The 16,360-nt window shown below is 55.6% G+C and carries 18 protein-coding genes; 11 read left to right on the forward strand and 7 right to left on the reverse strand.

What is annotated here, in order from left to right:
• The first annotated feature begins 190 nt into the window (after nt 1–190).
• The 3 genes from fabG to thpR all read left to right on the forward strand — a co-directional run bounded on the left by fabG (nt 191) and on the right by thpR (nt 1,813).
• Nucleotides 191–949, forward strand: coding sequence for a 3-oxoacyl-ACP reductase FabG (fabG, locus tag FIV08_RS14260; protein WP_152438803.1), 759 nt, complete (start codon nt 191–193; stop codon nt 947–949).
• A 107-nt stretch (nt 950–1,056) separates the two neighbouring features.
• Entirely contained in the window at nt 1,057–1,269 is a 213-nt protein-coding gene (locus FIV08_RS14265) for a hypothetical protein (protein WP_061333053.1), read from the forward strand.
• Nucleotides 1,270–1,276: 7 nt separating this feature from the next.
• Entirely contained in the window at nt 1,277–1,813 is a 537-nt protein-coding gene (gene thpR, locus FIV08_RS14270; RefSeq protein ID WP_072676572.1) for an RNA 2',3'-cyclic phosphodiesterase, read from the forward strand.
• An 8-nt stretch (nt 1,814–1,821) separates the two neighbouring features.
• Here thpR and FIV08_RS14275 read toward each other — a convergent pair whose 3' ends face one another.
• Nucleotides 1,822–2,214: a DUF2784 domain-containing protein gene (locus FIV08_RS14275; protein ID WP_152438804.1), complete on the reverse strand. Its 393-nt coding sequence runs from the start codon at nt 2,212–2,214 to the stop codon at nt 1,822–1,824.
• Nucleotides 2,215–2,424: 210 nt separating this feature from the next.
• Here FIV08_RS14275 and FIV08_RS14280 point away from each other — a divergent pair, with 210 nt between their 5' ends.
• From FIV08_RS14280 to FIV08_RS14305, 6 genes are all read left to right on the forward strand, one after another.
• Nucleotides 2,425–4,161, forward strand: a complete 1,737-nt coding sequence (locus FIV08_RS14280; RefSeq protein ID WP_152438805.1) for a PHB depolymerase family esterase — start codon at nt 2,425–2,427, stop codon at nt 4,159–4,161.
• 152 nt (nt 4,162–4,313) lie between these two features.
• A complete protein-coding gene (locus tag FIV08_RS14285; protein WP_152438806.1) occupies nt 4,314–4,928 on the forward strand; it encodes a TetR/AcrR family transcriptional regulator in 615 nt (204 codons plus the stop codon).
• Between the two features lie 76 nt (nt 4,929–5,004).
• On the forward strand, nt 5,005–5,460 hold the full coding sequence (locus FIV08_RS14290; RefSeq protein ID WP_216646151.1) for a hotdog fold domain-containing protein: 456 nt from the start codon (nt 5,005–5,007) through the stop codon (nt 5,458–5,460).
• 28 nt (nt 5,461–5,488) lie between these two features.
• Nucleotides 5,489–5,896 (forward strand): PaaI family thioesterase, encoded by a 408-nt coding sequence (locus tag FIV08_RS14295; RefSeq protein ID WP_152438807.1) that lies wholly within the window; start codon nt 5,489–5,491, stop codon nt 5,894–5,896.
• Nucleotides 5,897–6,017: 121 nt separating this feature from the next.
• Nucleotides 6,018–6,587: an NnrU family protein gene (locus FIV08_RS14300; protein WP_152438808.1), complete on the forward strand. Its 570-nt coding sequence runs from the start codon at nt 6,018–6,020 to the stop codon at nt 6,585–6,587.
• A 164-nt stretch (nt 6,588–6,751) separates the two neighbouring features.
• Nucleotides 6,752–7,972 (forward strand): PQQ-binding-like beta-propeller repeat protein, encoded by a 1,221-nt coding sequence (locus tag FIV08_RS14305; protein ID WP_152438809.1) that lies wholly within the window; start codon nt 6,752–6,754, stop codon nt 7,970–7,972.
• A 42-nt stretch (nt 7,973–8,014) separates the two neighbouring features.
• On the opposite strand, the gene mtgA is transcribed toward FIV08_RS14305, so the two are convergent.
• Nucleotides 8,015–8,710 (reverse strand): monofunctional biosynthetic peptidoglycan transglycosylase, encoded by a 696-nt coding sequence (mtgA, locus tag FIV08_RS14310; RefSeq protein ID WP_152438810.1) that lies wholly within the window; start codon nt 8,708–8,710, stop codon nt 8,015–8,017.
• 192 nt (nt 8,711–8,902) lie between these two features.
• Here mtgA and zigA point away from each other — a divergent pair, with 192 nt between their 5' ends.
• Nucleotides 8,903–10,105: a zinc metallochaperone GTPase ZigA gene (zigA, locus tag FIV08_RS14315; RefSeq protein WP_152438811.1), complete on the forward strand. Its 1,203-nt coding sequence runs from the start codon at nt 8,903–8,905 to the stop codon at nt 10,103–10,105.
• 6 nt (nt 10,106–10,111) lie between these two features.
• Nucleotides 10,112–10,519, forward strand: coding sequence for an RNA polymerase-binding protein DksA (gene dksA, locus FIV08_RS14320; RefSeq protein ID WP_072676566.1), 408 nt, complete (start codon nt 10,112–10,114; stop codon nt 10,517–10,519).
• A 7-nt stretch (nt 10,520–10,526) separates the two neighbouring features.
• Here dksA and FIV08_RS14325 read toward each other — a convergent pair whose 3' ends face one another.
• The 5 genes from FIV08_RS14325 to FIV08_RS14345 form a co-directional block, all read right to left on the reverse strand.
• Nucleotides 10,527–12,416 (reverse strand): DUF3857 domain-containing protein, encoded by a 1,890-nt coding sequence (locus FIV08_RS14325; RefSeq protein WP_152438812.1) that lies wholly within the window; start codon nt 12,414–12,416, stop codon nt 10,527–10,529.
• Complete coding sequence (locus FIV08_RS14330; protein ID WP_152438813.1) at nt 12,413–13,411, reverse strand: hypothetical protein; 999 nt, start codon at nt 13,409–13,411, stop codon at nt 12,413–12,415. Before FIV08_RS14330 ends, FIV08_RS14325 begins: the two co-directional genes overlap by 4 nt.
• Before the next feature lie 185 nt (nt 13,412–13,596).
• Nucleotides 13,597–15,336, reverse strand: a complete 1,740-nt coding sequence (locus FIV08_RS14335; protein WP_152438814.1) for an N-acyl-D-amino-acid deacylase family protein — start codon at nt 15,334–15,336, stop codon at nt 13,597–13,599.
• A 127-nt stretch (nt 15,337–15,463) separates the two neighbouring features.
• The gene (locus FIV08_RS14340; RefSeq protein WP_152438815.1) at nt 15,464–15,919 is read right to left on the reverse strand and encodes a DUF4112 domain-containing protein; all 456 of its coding nucleotides are present in this window, start codon (nt 15,917–15,919) and stop codon (nt 15,464–15,466) included.
• Nucleotides 15,916–16,350, reverse strand: a complete 435-nt coding sequence (locus FIV08_RS14345) for a DUF3010 family protein (protein ID WP_152438816.1) — start codon at nt 16,348–16,350, stop codon at nt 15,916–15,918. The genes FIV08_RS14340 and FIV08_RS14345 overlap by 4 nt, the downstream gene beginning before the upstream one ends.
• Nucleotides 16,351–16,360 lie beyond the last annotated feature (10 nt).

Genomic DNA, 16,360 nt, shown 5'->3' on the forward strand with positions numbered 1-16,360 from the left:
AGAAATGATGACCAGCAAGCTGATCTGTCCAAGGCCCGGCACCCTAACAGATCATGTCCTTGATCTGTGTCCAATATCGCCCCCTGCACGTGTGAGACATTGTCCCTTCCCGCCGTTTGCACGTATGGGACATCGCAAATCCACTATGCTTCATTCAAACCACACGTTATCCGAATACAAGGAGAAGAATATGTTCAGCCTGGAAAATCGAGTCGCTCTGGTGACCGGCGGCGAGCATGGTATCGGTAAAGGTATTGCTGAGGTCCTGCACAAAGCCGGCGCCAACATCGTGATTGGCGGTATTGATGAAGCAGCCGGTCAGCAAGTAGCCAAGGAACTTGGTGGACTGTTTATCAAACTGGATGTTACCCGACAGAGCGACTGCCAGGCCGCCATTGCTGAGATTGAAAAGCAGTTCGGACAGCTGGATATTCTGTGTTCAAACGCCGGCATCTTTCCCCAGGCCAATCTGGATGAGATGACCGAAGCCCAGTGGGATCAGGTACACAACGTAAACCTGAAAGGCACCTTCTTCATCGTGCAAGCCGCCATGGCGGCCATGAAGAAGCGGAGTTACGGTCGTATTGTGCTGACGTCATCCATCACCGGTCCGGTCACTGGCTTCCCGGGGTGGAGTCATTACGGCGCCAGCAAGGCAGGCCAACTGGGGTTCATGCGCAGCGCTGCCCTGGAAGTGGCCAATAGCGGCATCACCATCAACGCGGTGATGCCCGGTAACGTGCTGACAGAAGGTCTTCAGGCGCAGGGAGAGGAATACCTCAGCCAGATGCGTGCCGCCATTCCCACCCATACGCTGGGAACCCCGGAAGACATCGGCCACGCCGCCTGCTTCCTGGCCTCCGAGGAGGCCCGCTACATCACCGGGCAGCAAATCATTGTTGATGGTGGACAGGTACTGCCGGAATCTCCGGATGCGATTCCGGGTTGACGTGCTGCATCCAACAACAGGACACTGAAATCCGCTCATATAGCTGATTACAAACGCGATGAACCAATGCAGCTCCAATTGGAGCCGCCTCACTCTGGAGGATACTGATGACTGACGAAGACACCCTGACGGCATTGAAAACCGCGTTCACCTTCATGCCCCAGCCGGTCGAGATTAACCGCTACGAATACGGCGACGATGCCGACCGCATTCTGGCCCAGGTGAACTTCGTCCGGGAGGTACTGGTCAGTCACGGCATTGACCCGGAGGAAGTGGCCGGCGAGATTAATCCGGACACCTCCCCCAACTCCTGTTACTGAACGAGTTATGCCAAGGCTGTTTTTCGGGCTTGAGATTCCCGAGGCCATCAAGACGAGCCTCCTGCAAGTCAAAACACAGGTGGTGGGAGCCCGCTGGCAAAGCCGCGGGCAACTGCACCTGACCCTGGCGTTCCTTGGCCAGGTAGAAGATCAGCAGGTGGCCGTGGCCCGTGATCTGGCGAAGGGAGTTACCCAATCGCCTTTTGAGCTTAATGTGCAGGGGCTGGGGTGTTTCGGTTCTCCGGAAAAGCCCAAGATTCTCTGGGCGGGTGTATCACCAGAGAACGCGCTCAGAGAACTCCAGAAAAACCTGGCAACCGCGTTGACCGACAACGGGTTCACACTCGAAAACCCGAGCTTCAAACCGCATATCACGCTTAGCCGTTTTCGACACCCGGCGGGTTCGGTGGCCTCGCTGCTTGAAAGCCACCAAGGCACCCTGTTTGGATTGATGCCGGTTCAAGACTTCGTACTTTATAAGAGCACACCAGGGCCGGGAGGCTCCGTTTATACCGTTACTGAGCGGTTTACCTTGCAACCCTGATACTGCTTTCAGCGTCGGGGCTTTACCAGAAACCAGCTTGCCACAACCAACGCCCCAAACAGGGTATAGACCAGAATAAAAACCCAGTCCGGCGCGTTGTAGTACAGAATGGTTTCCAGCCAGTACTGAATGAACGAGCCCTCATAACCACCCTGCCCGGCCTTTGCCCGCAATTCCTTTTCCCAGATCGTCAGCGGGCACAGCACGCCAAGCCAGGCCTGAAGCACGACAATACCAATAACCACAAGATGGCTCAGCCGGAACCAGAGATTTCGAACCCAATTCCACTGGCGAAAGTAACCGACCAGGGTAGCCACCAGACCAAAGATGACGAACACAACCAACAGGGTGTGAAACACCAGTAACAAGTCTGCAAATACCAGATACCACTTCGTATCCATAGGCGCCTCAATCTGAGCGGAATACCGCAAATAAAGTGGCTTGTCACCATTGCTCCCAGTGTCCTGCTAATCAGACACCTTGTCCGGAAGTTCGGTCAACACCCATCACTGAATATCTGAATTTCATATAAAAATCAAAAATTTAAAACATGGCACGATATTTCCTTGAGATTCTGAGCCAAAAACAAATCCAATAAGGAGCAGTCAGTTATGCCATTATCCTTCAACTTACGGAGGGCCGACTCGGTATTCCCTGCCATTGTCGCCTCTGCCGCACTTCTTATTCAAAGCGTTCCTGTTACAGCGGGTCAGACGTACTCCTACACTCTGCCCCAACAGGGATACAGCCAATCCCGGGCCCGGGACTACAAGGTTTACGTACCCGAAAACCTCGCCACTCCTGCGCCAATGGTGATGGCCCTGCATGGCTGCAGGCAGACCAATAACGACGTTTTGAACGACTGGGGACTGACCGAAGCCGCCGACGAGTACGGATTTGTCCTGGTGGCACCGTTCATCACCAGTTATGACGGCCTCCGGAACGAAAACTGCTGGGGATTCTGGTTCGAGCACCATCGCCACGAGGGCGCAGGCGAGGTGGAAGACCTGCACCAGATCGCCAAGGCGGTGGAAGCCAGTTTCAGCATCGACCCCAACCGACGATTCATCACCGGCCTATCCTCAGGTGGCGCAATGACGACGGTGGCCGCCGTTACCCATAACGAATACTGGGCAGCTGCCGCGCCGGCAGCGGGATTACCTTATGGCGAGGATGCCGCCTCTGTCTCGTTATCCGGACAGTGTCCGGGCAGCGCGACATTTAACAGTGTCTCACGGGTTGTTTCAGACATGCAGAGCGAACTGGATGATAGCTATCCAATTCCACTGCTTGTGCTACAGAATGAGAACGATTGTACGGTACTGAAAACAGCAGCCGATAATACCCGCGATGCTCACCTGCAGGTTTTTGGCACCTCAGGCCTTGATACACCAGCCACCACCCAAGCGTCTGTAACGGCTTGCTCGCCCTACTTCCAGAACAACTACGACTGCATCCATACCCGCCACACACAGGATGGCACCCTCGGTTCAAGATCGATTGTAGAGACTGTCTACCTGGATGGCCCGCTGTCCACTCCGAACCTGCAAGACACCGATCACGGTCACTATTGGGTTGGAGGGGCGAACGGTAATAACGGGAAATGGTCGGTGCGGGTTGGCCCGAGCTATCCCGACATCATCTGGGACTTTTTCAACCGCCATAGCCGAGACGGTTCGGAACCTGAGGGCTCCCCCATTATTACCCTGATTGGCGACGACCCTATGGTTGTGGACATCCACACACCGTTTACAGATCCGGGCGCTACCGCCGAAGATGCTGAAGACGGTTCGCTGGTGGTCAACGCCGACTGTTCCGACGTGAATACCGCAGTTGCTGGCCAGTACGAGTGCGCTTACACGGCGACCGACAGTGACAATAACACCACCATAAAAAAACGGGGCGTAACGGTTGTAGACCCGAACGTTCCGTCTGAAACCTGTGCACAGGCAACCACCTCACCCAGTGCCCATATTACGGCAGGCAGGGCTTATGCCGGGGGAACATCCGACTTGAGAGCGCTGACCACGGGTGACAATGCCGATATTGGCGGCTCCTTCGATACCTGGAGCAGCGTCACCCTCCATGAGGGTGACCCCGGCCTCTGGTTTGCGACAGAGCCCGCAGCCTGCAGCGAAACCGGTGGCGGTGATGACGAAGGTGGTGGTGAGTTCACCTGCCAGAACTGGAACGATACCAACCTGAATCATGACCTTGCAGGGAGAGCTTACTACGCCAGTGGATACTATACCGTTGGTGGCGATGAGTCCCTGGGCGCCGTCTCCGGGATATACACCTGGGTAAGAGAAACCTCTGATGGCTTCTTCCAGGCGGGCTCCTGCGACTGATGCCGCGCTCACTGGCAAACTGCGTCGGGACGCCCCGGCGCAGTTTGCATCCGCTTCACCTTATCAGGTTATCAACCCGTCTCCACAAACCGCGACAACCGGCAGAAGATTTCTCTAGAATAACCTTCTAAATACCATGACATGAGAACCCCATGCCGCTGGACGCTTTTGACCGGGTTTTACCCGGTGCCCGCAAAGCCAACAAACGCCATATACTTCGCTGCGCGCTGACCTGTTTTCTTGAGCACGGCCTTGAATCCACCACCATTGATATCATCCGCCAGCATTCCGGGGCCAGTGTCGGCACCCTGTACCACCATTTTCACAACAAAGAGGGCTTGGCCGCAGCGCTGTTTTTCACAGCCCTGGACGATCACAGGGCAAACGTATGGCCAGAGATAGAAGCCGCAGGTACCACTCGACAGGTTATTGAAGCGCTGGTTACCCGTTATATGGACTGGGTTACCAACGAACCGGAACTTGCTCGCTTCATGTTTCTGGCGCGGGCCAGTGTGGCAGCAGGCCCCTACCGAGAGGAACTGACGCAAAGGAACCGTGAGCAATACGGTGTGATACACCGTTGGCTGGCCGAGGGCCAAAGCCAGGGCGACATTCGATCCCTGCCACGGGAAACCTATGCCTCCCTACTTCTTGGGCAAGCTGAGAACTACTGTCGGGCCTGGCTGGCCGGGCGGGTACCAACGCCGCCGTCGGAACATGCCATGCTCTTTGCAGAGGCCGCCTGGCGAGTCCTGTCAAAAAGCTAGAATATTATTCTAGAAATAAATTCCAAATGTTGGCACTATCTCCTGACCGCCCTTTTCTAGCGCAGGAGAATGCATTATGAATGTTGTCAGCCTCTACAACCGGCTTAGCCGTCTGCCCATGGGCAAAACCCTGTTCAGCCGCGCGGTCTGCCAGACCGCACCTTACTTTTCCAGCATCTCACCAACGGTGGAGACTCTCGCCCCGGGCCGTTGCGTGGTCACCATGAAAAAACGCCGAAAGGTCACCAATCATCTGAAAACCGTTCATGCGATTGCCATGTGCAACATGGCGGAACTGGCCGGCGGGTTGCTCACGGACGCCTCGATTCCCAAGGGGGCACGCTGGATTCCCTCTGGCATGACCGTCAAATATCTCAAGAAGGCCAAAACAGACCTCACCGCGACCGCTGATGGCTCCACCCTCGACTGGTCTGAGGAGGGGACAATCAGGGTGCCTGTCTCTGTAACGGATACCTCTGGCCAGGAGGTGTTTCATGCCCTGATCGATATGAACATCAAACATACCCGCTGAGCGTTACACAGCACAGGAGGAACCCGCCATGGGCGAGCTTTTCGAATTTGGCAAACAAATCCTGGCACAACAACCGTTCAGTGTTCTATTGGGCACTGAATTGAAAGCATTCGAGCCGGGCAAAGCGGAACTGAGCCTGATTTTGAAAGAAGAGCTCAAGCAACAGCACGGTTTTGTCCACGGCGGAGTGGTCAGCTACCTCGCTGATAATGCGCTGACCTATGCCGGAGGTTCGGTTTTGGGGGATTCAGTCACATCCGAATACAAGATCAACTACCTTCGCCCTGCCATTGGGGAACGATTAATCGCCAAGGCTCGGGTACTCTCCTCTGGCAAGCGCCAGGCTGTGTGCCAGTGCGAGATCGTCGCAACGAACAACGGCGAAGAGAGGATGATCGCCGTGGCTCAAGGTACCATTACCAAGGTGGCGAGCTGACGCCAAAGGTTTATCAACTCGTAGTTCGCGCATAGGTGACTATACTATCCAGGTCTGTCGGGAATAGGACGCTTCACAGAGAGCGGGTGAAGCGTTCGAAAGGCTAAGGAGAGGAAAGCCTATGACAACATTGATACTGGGACTGGTCCTGTTTCTGGGCGTTCACTCATTGTCTATCGTGAATGAACCGCTGCGGGACCGACTGCATGCGTCTCTGGGGGAGGCGGCATTCAAGGGGCTCTACTCCCTCGCCTCTCTCGCCGGCCTGCTGCTGATCATATGGGGTTACGGCGCTGCCCGGCTTGATCCCAGCGTCCTTTACGTGCCGCCCACCTGGCTAAGGCACGTGTCGCTGCTGCTCCTGATCCCCGTTTTCCCACTACTTCTCGCAACTTACTTTCCCGGCCGGATCAAGGCGAAGATCGGCCACCCGATGCTCGTTGCGGTCAAACTCTGGGCGCTGGCCCACCTTCTGGCCAACGGCATGCTGCATGATGTTCTTCTGTTCGGCTCTTTCCTTGCCTGGGCGATTGCGGACCGAATCTCCATGAAACGCAGAACACAGCGGCCTATCGCAACCCTTCCTGCCACCAAAGCAAACGACGCTATAGCCGTGGTCGGTGGTCTTTCCGCGTATGTTGTGATGGTGCTTTGGGTGCATCAATGGGCCTTCGGCGTCGCACCGGTTTAGTGGGGAAAACTATCGGCTTGGTGGTGCAGCTCAACCTAGTGTGTATTACCTAATTCCCTCCCATAGACTTCTCACGCCTGCTTGCCAAGCCAATCCAAGAACAACATCGCTTCCGTGAGCGCAGTAACCCATGGACATCTATTGATACAACGGAGTGTTGTTCTATGCGCACTATTGCACGAAAGAAAACCCTTACCCTTCTGTTCTCCCTCGTTCTGATCGCCGCCTGTACCGCAACCATCAAGCCCGAGTGGACCGCCCTGTATAACCACAAAGCCAACGTCGAACCTGATCGCCTGACCTGGCTGGAGGATCTTTCGGTCAACAGTTTTGGTGATGTGATGGTTGCTGGTACAACCATTCGCACCGGTCTCGCCAATCGAGTGCAGGATATTCTGCTTGTCCGTTATTCCGATAACGGCCAGCGACTCTGGGCGGTCGATTTCGATCTGGCCACCGGTGATTACCGCAGTGACGACAGCGCCCTTGCCATGGTTATTGATGGCCAGGACAACGTGTACATCCTCGCCAATCAGTTCAAGGTTCTCGATGAAAATACGTCGTCCGCCGGCGCCTGGCTGATCAGTGCTGATGCCAATGGCAACGAACGCTGGCGCTATAAGCTCAGTGACAGCAGCGAAATGCGCGCGTTGGCTCTTAACAATGACAAGCTTTACGTAACCGGGCCCAACACCCAGGTATTCAACCTGGAAGGCACGCCGCTTCTGGGCGTCGAGCATCCGGAGCATACCGCGCACTCGGTAACCGCCAGTGCCAACGGTAATTTCGTCATTGCCAGCGGCCAGGCTGTCAGCCTGTTCAACGCAAACGGAGAGCAACTTTGGCAGCAAACCGGTGTAACCGGTGAGTACCCGGCCGGCGAAGTCATCTTCACCATGAATGGCGACATCGTGGCCACCAATCTGTTGGCAGACAACGGCGGTGCTCGCATCACCCGCTACACGCCGGCAGGCGACAAGCTATGGACCAGAACCTTCGGCGCGGCTTACAAGAGTTACGGCTTGCCCGGACCAGCCCTGGTGTTTGAGGACTATCGTGGCGACCTGCTGCTGACGGCCTCCAACGCTGACGGCCATCGCATCGTCAAACTCGACAGTGCCGGCCGGACCGTCTGGAATAAAACATCGCGCAACGGGATCATTAAAGATGCGGCCTTGAAAGGATCGGACCTGTTTATCGTCGGTGGTGGCTTCAATGCCAAGTACGAAAGCGATGGCAGCCGCGTGGCGGAATCAAAAGTAGATCGCAACGTACAGATTACCACCGGCAGCGTTGCCATTGATGGCAACAAGCTTTACGCCGGCTACAGTGCAGAGAGCAACGGTAGCTTTGCACTCCACCTGTCACAGTACCTGGACCGGTAAAAATTGCAGGGACTGATTAGCCGACTGCGATGCAGCCGGCTATTACAGCCCCTCAAGATACCGCAGCCCGGAAAGCTGGGCCATTTGCCGTTGAATCCAGTCGACCCTTTCCTGCACATAGGCCGACGGAGAGTTCACACTCAGAACCTTCGGGTTTGGTAAAACAGCGGCCAGGCGTGCAGCCTGGGCCTGGGAAAGATAACGTGCCGGCTTGCCGAAGTAGGCCTGGCTGGCCGCCTCCACACCGTAGATACCCGGGCCGAATTCCGCGATATTCAGATACACCTCAAGCACTCGCTGCTTGGGCCAGAGGCCATCGATGGTCACGGCCAGGCCCGCCTCAATGGCCTTGCGAGCAAAGCTGCGCCCGTTCCACAGAAACAGATTCTTGGCGGTTTGCTGGGTAATTGTGCTGGCGCCCCGCAGCCCCTCCCCCGCCTTGTACTCCGACACAGCCTTACGGATAGCATCCACATCCACGCCACGATGGTGGGGGAACCGTTGATCTTCACTGGCCACCACCGCCAGCGGCATCCACGGAGAGATATCCAACAGCGGCACCCACTCATGCCGTAACGGCCGGGGCGGGTTATCGAGTTGATACGCCAGCATAAACGCCGACGTGGGAGGGTTCACAAAGCGGAACAGCAGAATAGCCAGCAACATCAGTGCGATAACGGCACCGAGCGCCATCGCCACCAGACGCAACGATTTGCGAACAAAAGACCTCTTGGCCATAACCAGAACCTACCCACCGCCATTGGCTGAACACGAACAAACAGGCCGTACATGTTAGCCGACACGACAGGCTTTGGCGGTTACCATCTGGAAAGCCTGGGAGAGAAGCGCTGAATATCGACGTAGTTAATGTTATGTTATAACATATACATTAACGAGAACCGAAACTCCGACCCTTTCAGGAGAAGACCAATGCCACTCAAAGAAAAACGACTTCCGGTTACTGTTCTATCGGGCTTTCTCGGTGCCGGAAAAACCACGGTACTGAACCACATCCTGAACAATCGCGACGGCAAGAGAGTGGCGGTCATCGTCAACGACATGAGTGAAGTCAACATTGACGCCGCCCAGGTACAACAGGAAGTCACGCTGAACCGCTCGGAAGAGAAGCTGGTTGAGATGAGTAATGGCTGCATTTGCTGCACTCTGCGTGAAGACCTCTTAATCGAAGTGCGCAAGCTGGCCGCAGAAGGTCGCTTTGACTGCCTGGTAATCGAGTCCACAGGAATTTCAGAGCCACTGCCCGTGGCCGAAACCTTCACCTTCGCCGACGAAGACGGCGTCAGCCTGTCGGATATCGCCCGGCTCGACACCATGGTTACCGTAGTGGATGCGGTAAATTTTCTGAAAGACTATGACGAGGCACAATCGTTACAGGAAACCGGAGAAAGTCTTGGCGAAGAAGATGAACGCAGCGTGGCGGACCTGCTGGTAGACCAGGTGGAGTTCAGCGACATTCTGCTGATCAGCAAAACCGATCTGATCTCCCCTGACAATCTGGCCAGGCTAACAGGCGTGCTGCGCAGCCTGAATTCTGAGGCAGAGATCCTTCCCATCAAACAAGGCGCCGTGCCGCTGGATAAAGTGCTTAATACCAATCGCTTCAGCTTTGAACGCGCCCAGCAGGCGCCCGGCTGGCTGAAAGAAATGCGCGGTGAGCATATTCCGGAAACCGAGGAATACGGCATTTCCAGCTTCGTCTACCGGGCCCGCCGCCCGTTCCACCCGGCAAAGTTCTATGATTTCCTGCACCAGGGCGTATCCAGTGGAAAACTGATTCGCTCAAAAGGTTATTTCTGGCTCGCCACCCGCCCGGAGTTTGCCGGCAACTGGAGCCAGGCGGGCGGCATTGCCCGGCACGGGTTTGCCGGAATGTTCTGGAAGGCGGTACCGGAAAACAACTGGCCCGAAGACCCGGAGTATCGCCAGGCAATTATGGAAAGCTGGGTAGAGCCGTTCGGCGATATGCGCCAGGAGCTGGTGTTTATCGGCCAGAATCTCGACCAGGACAGCATCACCCGCCAACTGGACGATTGCCTGCTGGATGAAGAGCAGCTGTTGGCCGGAAAGTCTTTCTGGAAAACGCTGAACGATCCGTTTCCGGCCTGGGACTAATATCAGATGACACTGACAAAAGATGAGTTGTTAAAGGCGCCCGCCGACGAGTACATGAACGAGGCGCAGCTGGCGTTCTTCCGACAGTTACTCGAAGACCTGCGCCAGGAAACCATGGACAACATTGAAGCGGCAAAGCAACAGCTGGCCAGCCCTCCGGAAATGAACGATGAAGCAGACCGGGCCTCATATGAGGAGGAATCCCGGCTGGCCCTACGCATAGTCGACCGCGAGCGCCGCCTGCTACCGAAAATAGATGCCGCGATGAAGCGGATTGCCAACGGTGACTATGGGTACTGCCTGGAATCTGGCGAGCCCATCGGGATACCCAGGCTACTGGCACGCCCCACAGCGGAGTTATGTGCCGAGGTGAAAACCCTGAACGAGCGAAAGGAGCTTAACTTTCGGCACTAACTCCCAACTAAAGCACTTCGCCTGCAAAACTGATCCGGGATTCTCTTACCAGCACATCCAGAAACCGATTGAACCGGTCAACCTCTCGCTGAGGAACGGATTGCTCAGGAATCTCAAGCTCAGTGACGACATCCAGCGTCTGGTTACCACCTCGTTGCACATGGCGCACCATACGTCCGAAATCGTTTGAGTAGTCGAACTCCGGAGTCAGGGTCGTCAGGGACCAGGCTTCACCCACGTCAAACCGATAGGTTGTCTTTACCTGTAACCCCGGGAAGCGTGCAACTCGCGCGTTGTTTTCAAGATAAAGACTATGGATCTCCTGATTCAGCCAGGCACTGTGCTCAAAATATGACATGGCTTCCTCTGGATTCAGAAACGGATCAAATTCCGTATCGGACCGAACGCTGACTTCCGGGGCCAGCGATTCAAAACCAAAGAACTCGAATGACGGCTCCACCGTATCAGCCACCTGCTCTTGATAGTTCTTTACGGCCCACTCCCTTCGACTATCGGAGTCCATTCCGGAGAGGAAGCCACGAAATATACCCGCATACTCTCCGATATAGGTTCGTGTCAGTTGCTCTGTGGCTCCGCCCTGCCTCGTGAAGTTCAACTCGCTATTCACACGAACTTTCCAGCGAAAAGGTGCAACGGCAATCTCATCGGGTTCCGACCCCGGCTCCAGTTTCAACGCCACTTTGCCCTGGATCCAGGCGGGGGTGTGGAGCCAGTCTGTATGGGCATCTGTCGCGTCCAGGCAGTGGGTGTTTCCTTCCAGCTCAAAGCACACCACCATATGGTCAAAATACCGCATACTGGGAACCATAAGCCGGGACGGATTTTTCCTCTCTGTCGCCACCAGAACGGGATAGGCCTCAACACCAATCTGCTTCAATAAATGGTGAAGCACAGCCGATTTGTCTTTGCAGTCTCCATACCGTGAGGTGAGCGTGGAGGCGACAGAATGGGGCGTTACCGCGTGCCCAAGCTCTGACATGGACACGTACCTGATATCTCTGGCTACAAATTCATGAATCCCGGCAATCTGCTCAGGCTGCGTTAGCCCGCCGGTCTCAAGTTCCACCAAAAGTTCGTCGCTACCACGGGTATCAGTCAACGCCTGATTAAACGCCGATCGCGCACGATCGATAACCGCATCCCAGCTTTTAGCTTCGCCGACGATCAGATGGTCGACTTCGTCGGCCCAGCTAACCTCGCCAGCAAACCGAACCGCGGGAATATCCGCACCCGAACACGATAGTCCGTTATCGTCACCCTCGCATGATATCCAGTGCCCGCCAACGTCCCAGTCAACCTGCTCATCCTTCGGCCACTCCACCGTCAGGACCCAGTTACTGACAGGCACCATAATCTGGGACGAGTAGATGTCAGTCCAACCCATCTCCAGGCGCGATCGGTCTGTCACAATCTCGTACTCGAGCATTGCGACGCTGCCCGCTCCCAGCCCAGGCAGCGCTATCACTGCCTGACGCCGGTCTGTAAACGTATTGCCGTTATCTACATTGGTAATTTTCAGGTTATCCGCTTCAAAGGCGTGCAAACGCCCTTTTGCGTCGATAGACGCAGCGAGGTGAATGGTGACTTGATCGGTCTGTTCATCAAAGTAGATGCGATCGGTTCCGTTATTCTGCACATCCGTGCTGGAAGGGTAATACCAAACGTCCCTCACCCGACGGCGAACCGTATCTTTATCGACCTTGATATCGGTTTTGAACTCCAGGCGCGTTAACTCACTCGGGAGGTCGTCCTTACCGCGAAGCTCGGAAGCCAGTTCATGAAGCGCCGAAAATTCGGGAGCATTCCACTGTATGGAGGGCTTGGCCCAGACACCCGCAGAGAGCACCAAAAACGGCGCCAGTAGTAGCCACCTCATAACACTTCAAACTCCTCAGTCATTCGAAGCAGCTCCGGTTTCCGCCGCTGGTACGTCGCGGCAGGAGTCGTCATATGAACGATAAGTTCATAGATGCCGTGATCGCTTTCAACAATTCCAGTGGTCCACATTGAAGGCATGTTCAGGTCCATGCCCGTACAGGTGATGCGGGTTGAAACGTTAAGACTGTTCCCGGAAAACTGTCGAAATTCTTCACAGCCGGCTCTCCTGAGACTGCCATAGAGGGTCTGCCGCCGGTTATGTGCAAGCTCCTCGAGAGACATCCCCTCGTAGTGGTACACAATGGCCCAGATGTCCTCAGACGGCCCACGCATTTCAAGGAGCGCCTCGTCCTGGGTGAACGTGCCCGGACTGACCCGAACCCAGCCATCTGTTGGTACCGGGAACTGAAAGCGTTCTTCGGCATCGACGTACACTTCGCCACCGGGCAATTCGTCGAGGTCATAAACCCCAAGAGCCCCGAGACTCAGGTACGGCAAGGCGATGAAGGTGACACAGACCATGGGCACGGCAATCAACCATTCCCACCACTTATAACCGCGACCAGCATCGCCAACCGGCGGGTTATCAAGGTTTCGCTTCAGGGTGTTGAACCGTGCTTCCAGAATGGTGAACAGAGTCCCCCAGACCAACATAGCAAACACGAATGTCCACAGCGGAGTCGCAATACGTTCCTGAACGTTAAAAAAGGCAGAGACCAGTATTACGCCAGCTATCCATAGGTAGCGACTCGCGCCCCAGCCAGGCACTCCGTTGGCCCGTTCCAACTCCCGGAGATAACGAGTCAGTCTGGGCAATGCAATCAACTGGGCAAGCAGGAAAAGCGGCACGAAAAACCATAGCCAGGGCTTCACATCATGCTGCCCTAAACGACGTACCTCACGGAGTCGCCCCACGAGCCAGAACATGGTGTATAACCCGAACGTGGATGCATGAAGAATGAAATCCCACCACCAGGCTCGGGGGGCTTTCATTGATTGTTCCAGACTGGAACCATGTTGGGGGTACTTCGATACAGCGCCGACTTCCTGACTTCCCTGGCCATCAAACACAGCTGTGTTGCTCCTGAACTAAGGCGTAATCTTGACAATACAGTAACAAAACGCCCCGCGGTTTAATGCCTTTGCTTTACCGTTTTTGAGAACCAGTCACGAAACTTTTAACCGGCTGGAATAAACTTCCCGAACCCCATATCACGCCCCAGCGCTGGCAGGATCTCCTCCTCATCCACCGCCAGCTTGCCGTTGATCAGCACGGTTTTCACGATTCCGGGGTTTCGGTTAACCAGGCGTTGAAGGTCGAAATTCTCCATGTCGCCCCAGTGCACCTGCTCCAGATTCTGGTCAAACCCTGATGGATCCAGCACCACCAGATCCGCCCGGTCACCCTCGCGGATTTTGCCCGCGTCAATGCCAAACCAGTCGGCCTGGTCGCCGGTCAGGCGATGCACCGCCTGCTCCATGGTCATGATCGAGTCGCCTTCCTCGATGGATTCGTGCACCAATTTCAACATGCGTAGCGGCAGGTTGTAGAACGCCATATTGCGGATATGAGCGCCGGCGTCGCTGAAGGTAATCAGCGAACGAGGGTCTTTGACGATGCGCTTGAGCACCTGTTTCCGGTGGTTACCCACGGTGGTGTACCAGCGGATCTTCTTACCGAATTCCACCACCAGATCCAGGAACAGATCGACCACGTGTACACCACGGGCCTTGGCCACTTCCTCGAAGTTCTTGCCGATCAGGGATTGATCCGGGCAGTCGATGATCATGGCGTCACCAAAGTCTCGCTGCCACACCCTTGGGCTCAGTTTTTCGCCATAGAACTTACGGAACTTACGCCGGTACGCTTCGTCTTTCAGGAGTTCGTTGCGCTCAACCGCGTCTTTCAGGTCCAGGGCCATTTCGCCGGCGCCAAACTCTTCAAAAAACACCACATCGATGCCGTCGGCATACACGGTGAACGGCGTGGGCAACACCTGCCAGCGGAAATCCCCTCGCAACGCATTGGTAAACACAGAGGTCAGGCGGGTCAGGTTGGTGAGGTAGGCACTGCCTTTAAGATCCATCTGGCTGATCAACGTGGTCTTCAGGGGCCGGCGCAACCAACCCAGGCATTCGCGCACATACTGCAGAATCTGTAGCGGCGTGGCGGCATTCGGCGCCCCCTGATGCACCCGGTTGTACTGGCGCACCAGCTTGTTCAGGCGCGCCACCTCTTTCCATTTGGCGTAGGTGCTGGGCAAACTCTTGGACCACTCCCGGTCGCCGTCTACCTTGTCCCATTTAAGGCACATAGTAGACAGCCCCAGGAAGCCTTCTTCCAGGGCCTCTTTGAGTAACCGTTCCATGGTTTGCATTTCTTCTTCGGTGGGCTGAATCGCCAGGTCGGTAGCCCGGCTGAGCCCCATCACCCCCACTCGCAGGTCGCTGTGGCCCAGAAAACTGATCACGTTGGGGCCCAGTGGCACTTGCTGGATATGCTCAACCCATTGCTTGGGGGTCGACCAGGTTTTATGTTCCTTCAGGATCGGCAGCACCCGTTCCCGGGGCACGGTTTCCACCCGGGTAAAAATGTCCGATGCGTCCTCATATTCGCTACAAATCATGCTCAGGGAACAACTGCCCACCAGCACCGTGGTCACACCATGGCGCACCGATTCCGACAGGCTGGGGCTGACCAGCAGCTCGGCATCGTAATGGGTATGGGTATCCAGGAATCCCGGCGTCACCCACTTGCCAGAGGCATCAATCACGCGGTCAGCCTCAGCATAATCGATGGCTTCACCAGTGACCCTGGCAACACGGCCATCCTTGATCGCCAGATTGCGGATGGAAGACGGGGCGCCGGTGCCGTCAAAGTACCGGCCACCTTCAATGATGAAGTCGTACTGAGCCATAGCGGTGTTCCCTTTCACTGATCTTGTTATTGTCAGGGCATTGGCCAGAATCAAATGCAATTCTATGTCTGGCCTGAGACTACTCAGGATAGCTCAAGAGCAGGCGATTATCGCCGCAAAACACGCCTCAGAGTATCAACGTTAACCCGCCGGTAAACAGCGCGAGCAGAATCGACAACCCTATCAGCGTCTTCCAGGGGAATGGCGGTGGCGTTGGCTCAACCGCCAACTGCTGTTCCAGGTACGTTCGCAGCAATCCGGTGTTGCGGGTATTGGCTTTGTAGATGGCATCAAAGGCGTCGCCAACCACGGGTAACAGACCGCCCAAAAAATCAATCATCATATTGCGCCGCATGCGTCGCTTTACGGCTTTGCTTGCGCCAACCCGATGCGCTTCGATCAGGACATAACTCGACAACACCAAGCCTACGAAGTCTCCCACCACCGGTATCAGGCCAATGACGGCTTCCACGCCAAACTTGAAGCGGGTAAAAGGAATGCCAATGCTGCTGTCCATCAAACGGCTGAATCGATCCAGCCGTTTCAAGGTGGCCCGTTGCTGGGCTTCAGTGGGTTGCTTCACTGTTTCGCCATCAATCCGACGTAAGCTGCAATGAAGGCGGTTTCCTGGAAGGCTTTCAAACCGGTCTCCTCAAAATGAATCGGCAGTGGGTTGGCGGCGAGCGTAGATTTGATCAACGCAGGAGGGAGCAATCTGACTTCCAGATCCGGGTCTGCAATCAGCTGTATCGTCGCCTCCAGTTTGAAACTGATGGCACCGCCAGCAAACTTGCCTTTGGGCATGCGTTCCTTGATTGCAACACGGGTAACCCCATGCTCGGCCATCAGCTCCGCGAACGCCGCCTGGAACTGCTTCAGGTCTTCGCGAGTGTGGTTTTTAACCAGCGATAGCCTGCGCACTTTGCATTCCGGCAGGCTGATCAGCCCCCGATCCAGTTTCAGCAAACACAGCACTGCGTCGCTCGCGGTAAGTTCAACGCCACAAATAATCATAATATTGCTC

This window comes from Marinobacter sp. THAF197a, from assembly GCF_009363275.1.
In the GTDB taxonomy this organism is placed as follows: Bacteria; Pseudomonadota; Gammaproteobacteria; order Pseudomonadales; family Oleiphilaceae; genus Marinobacter.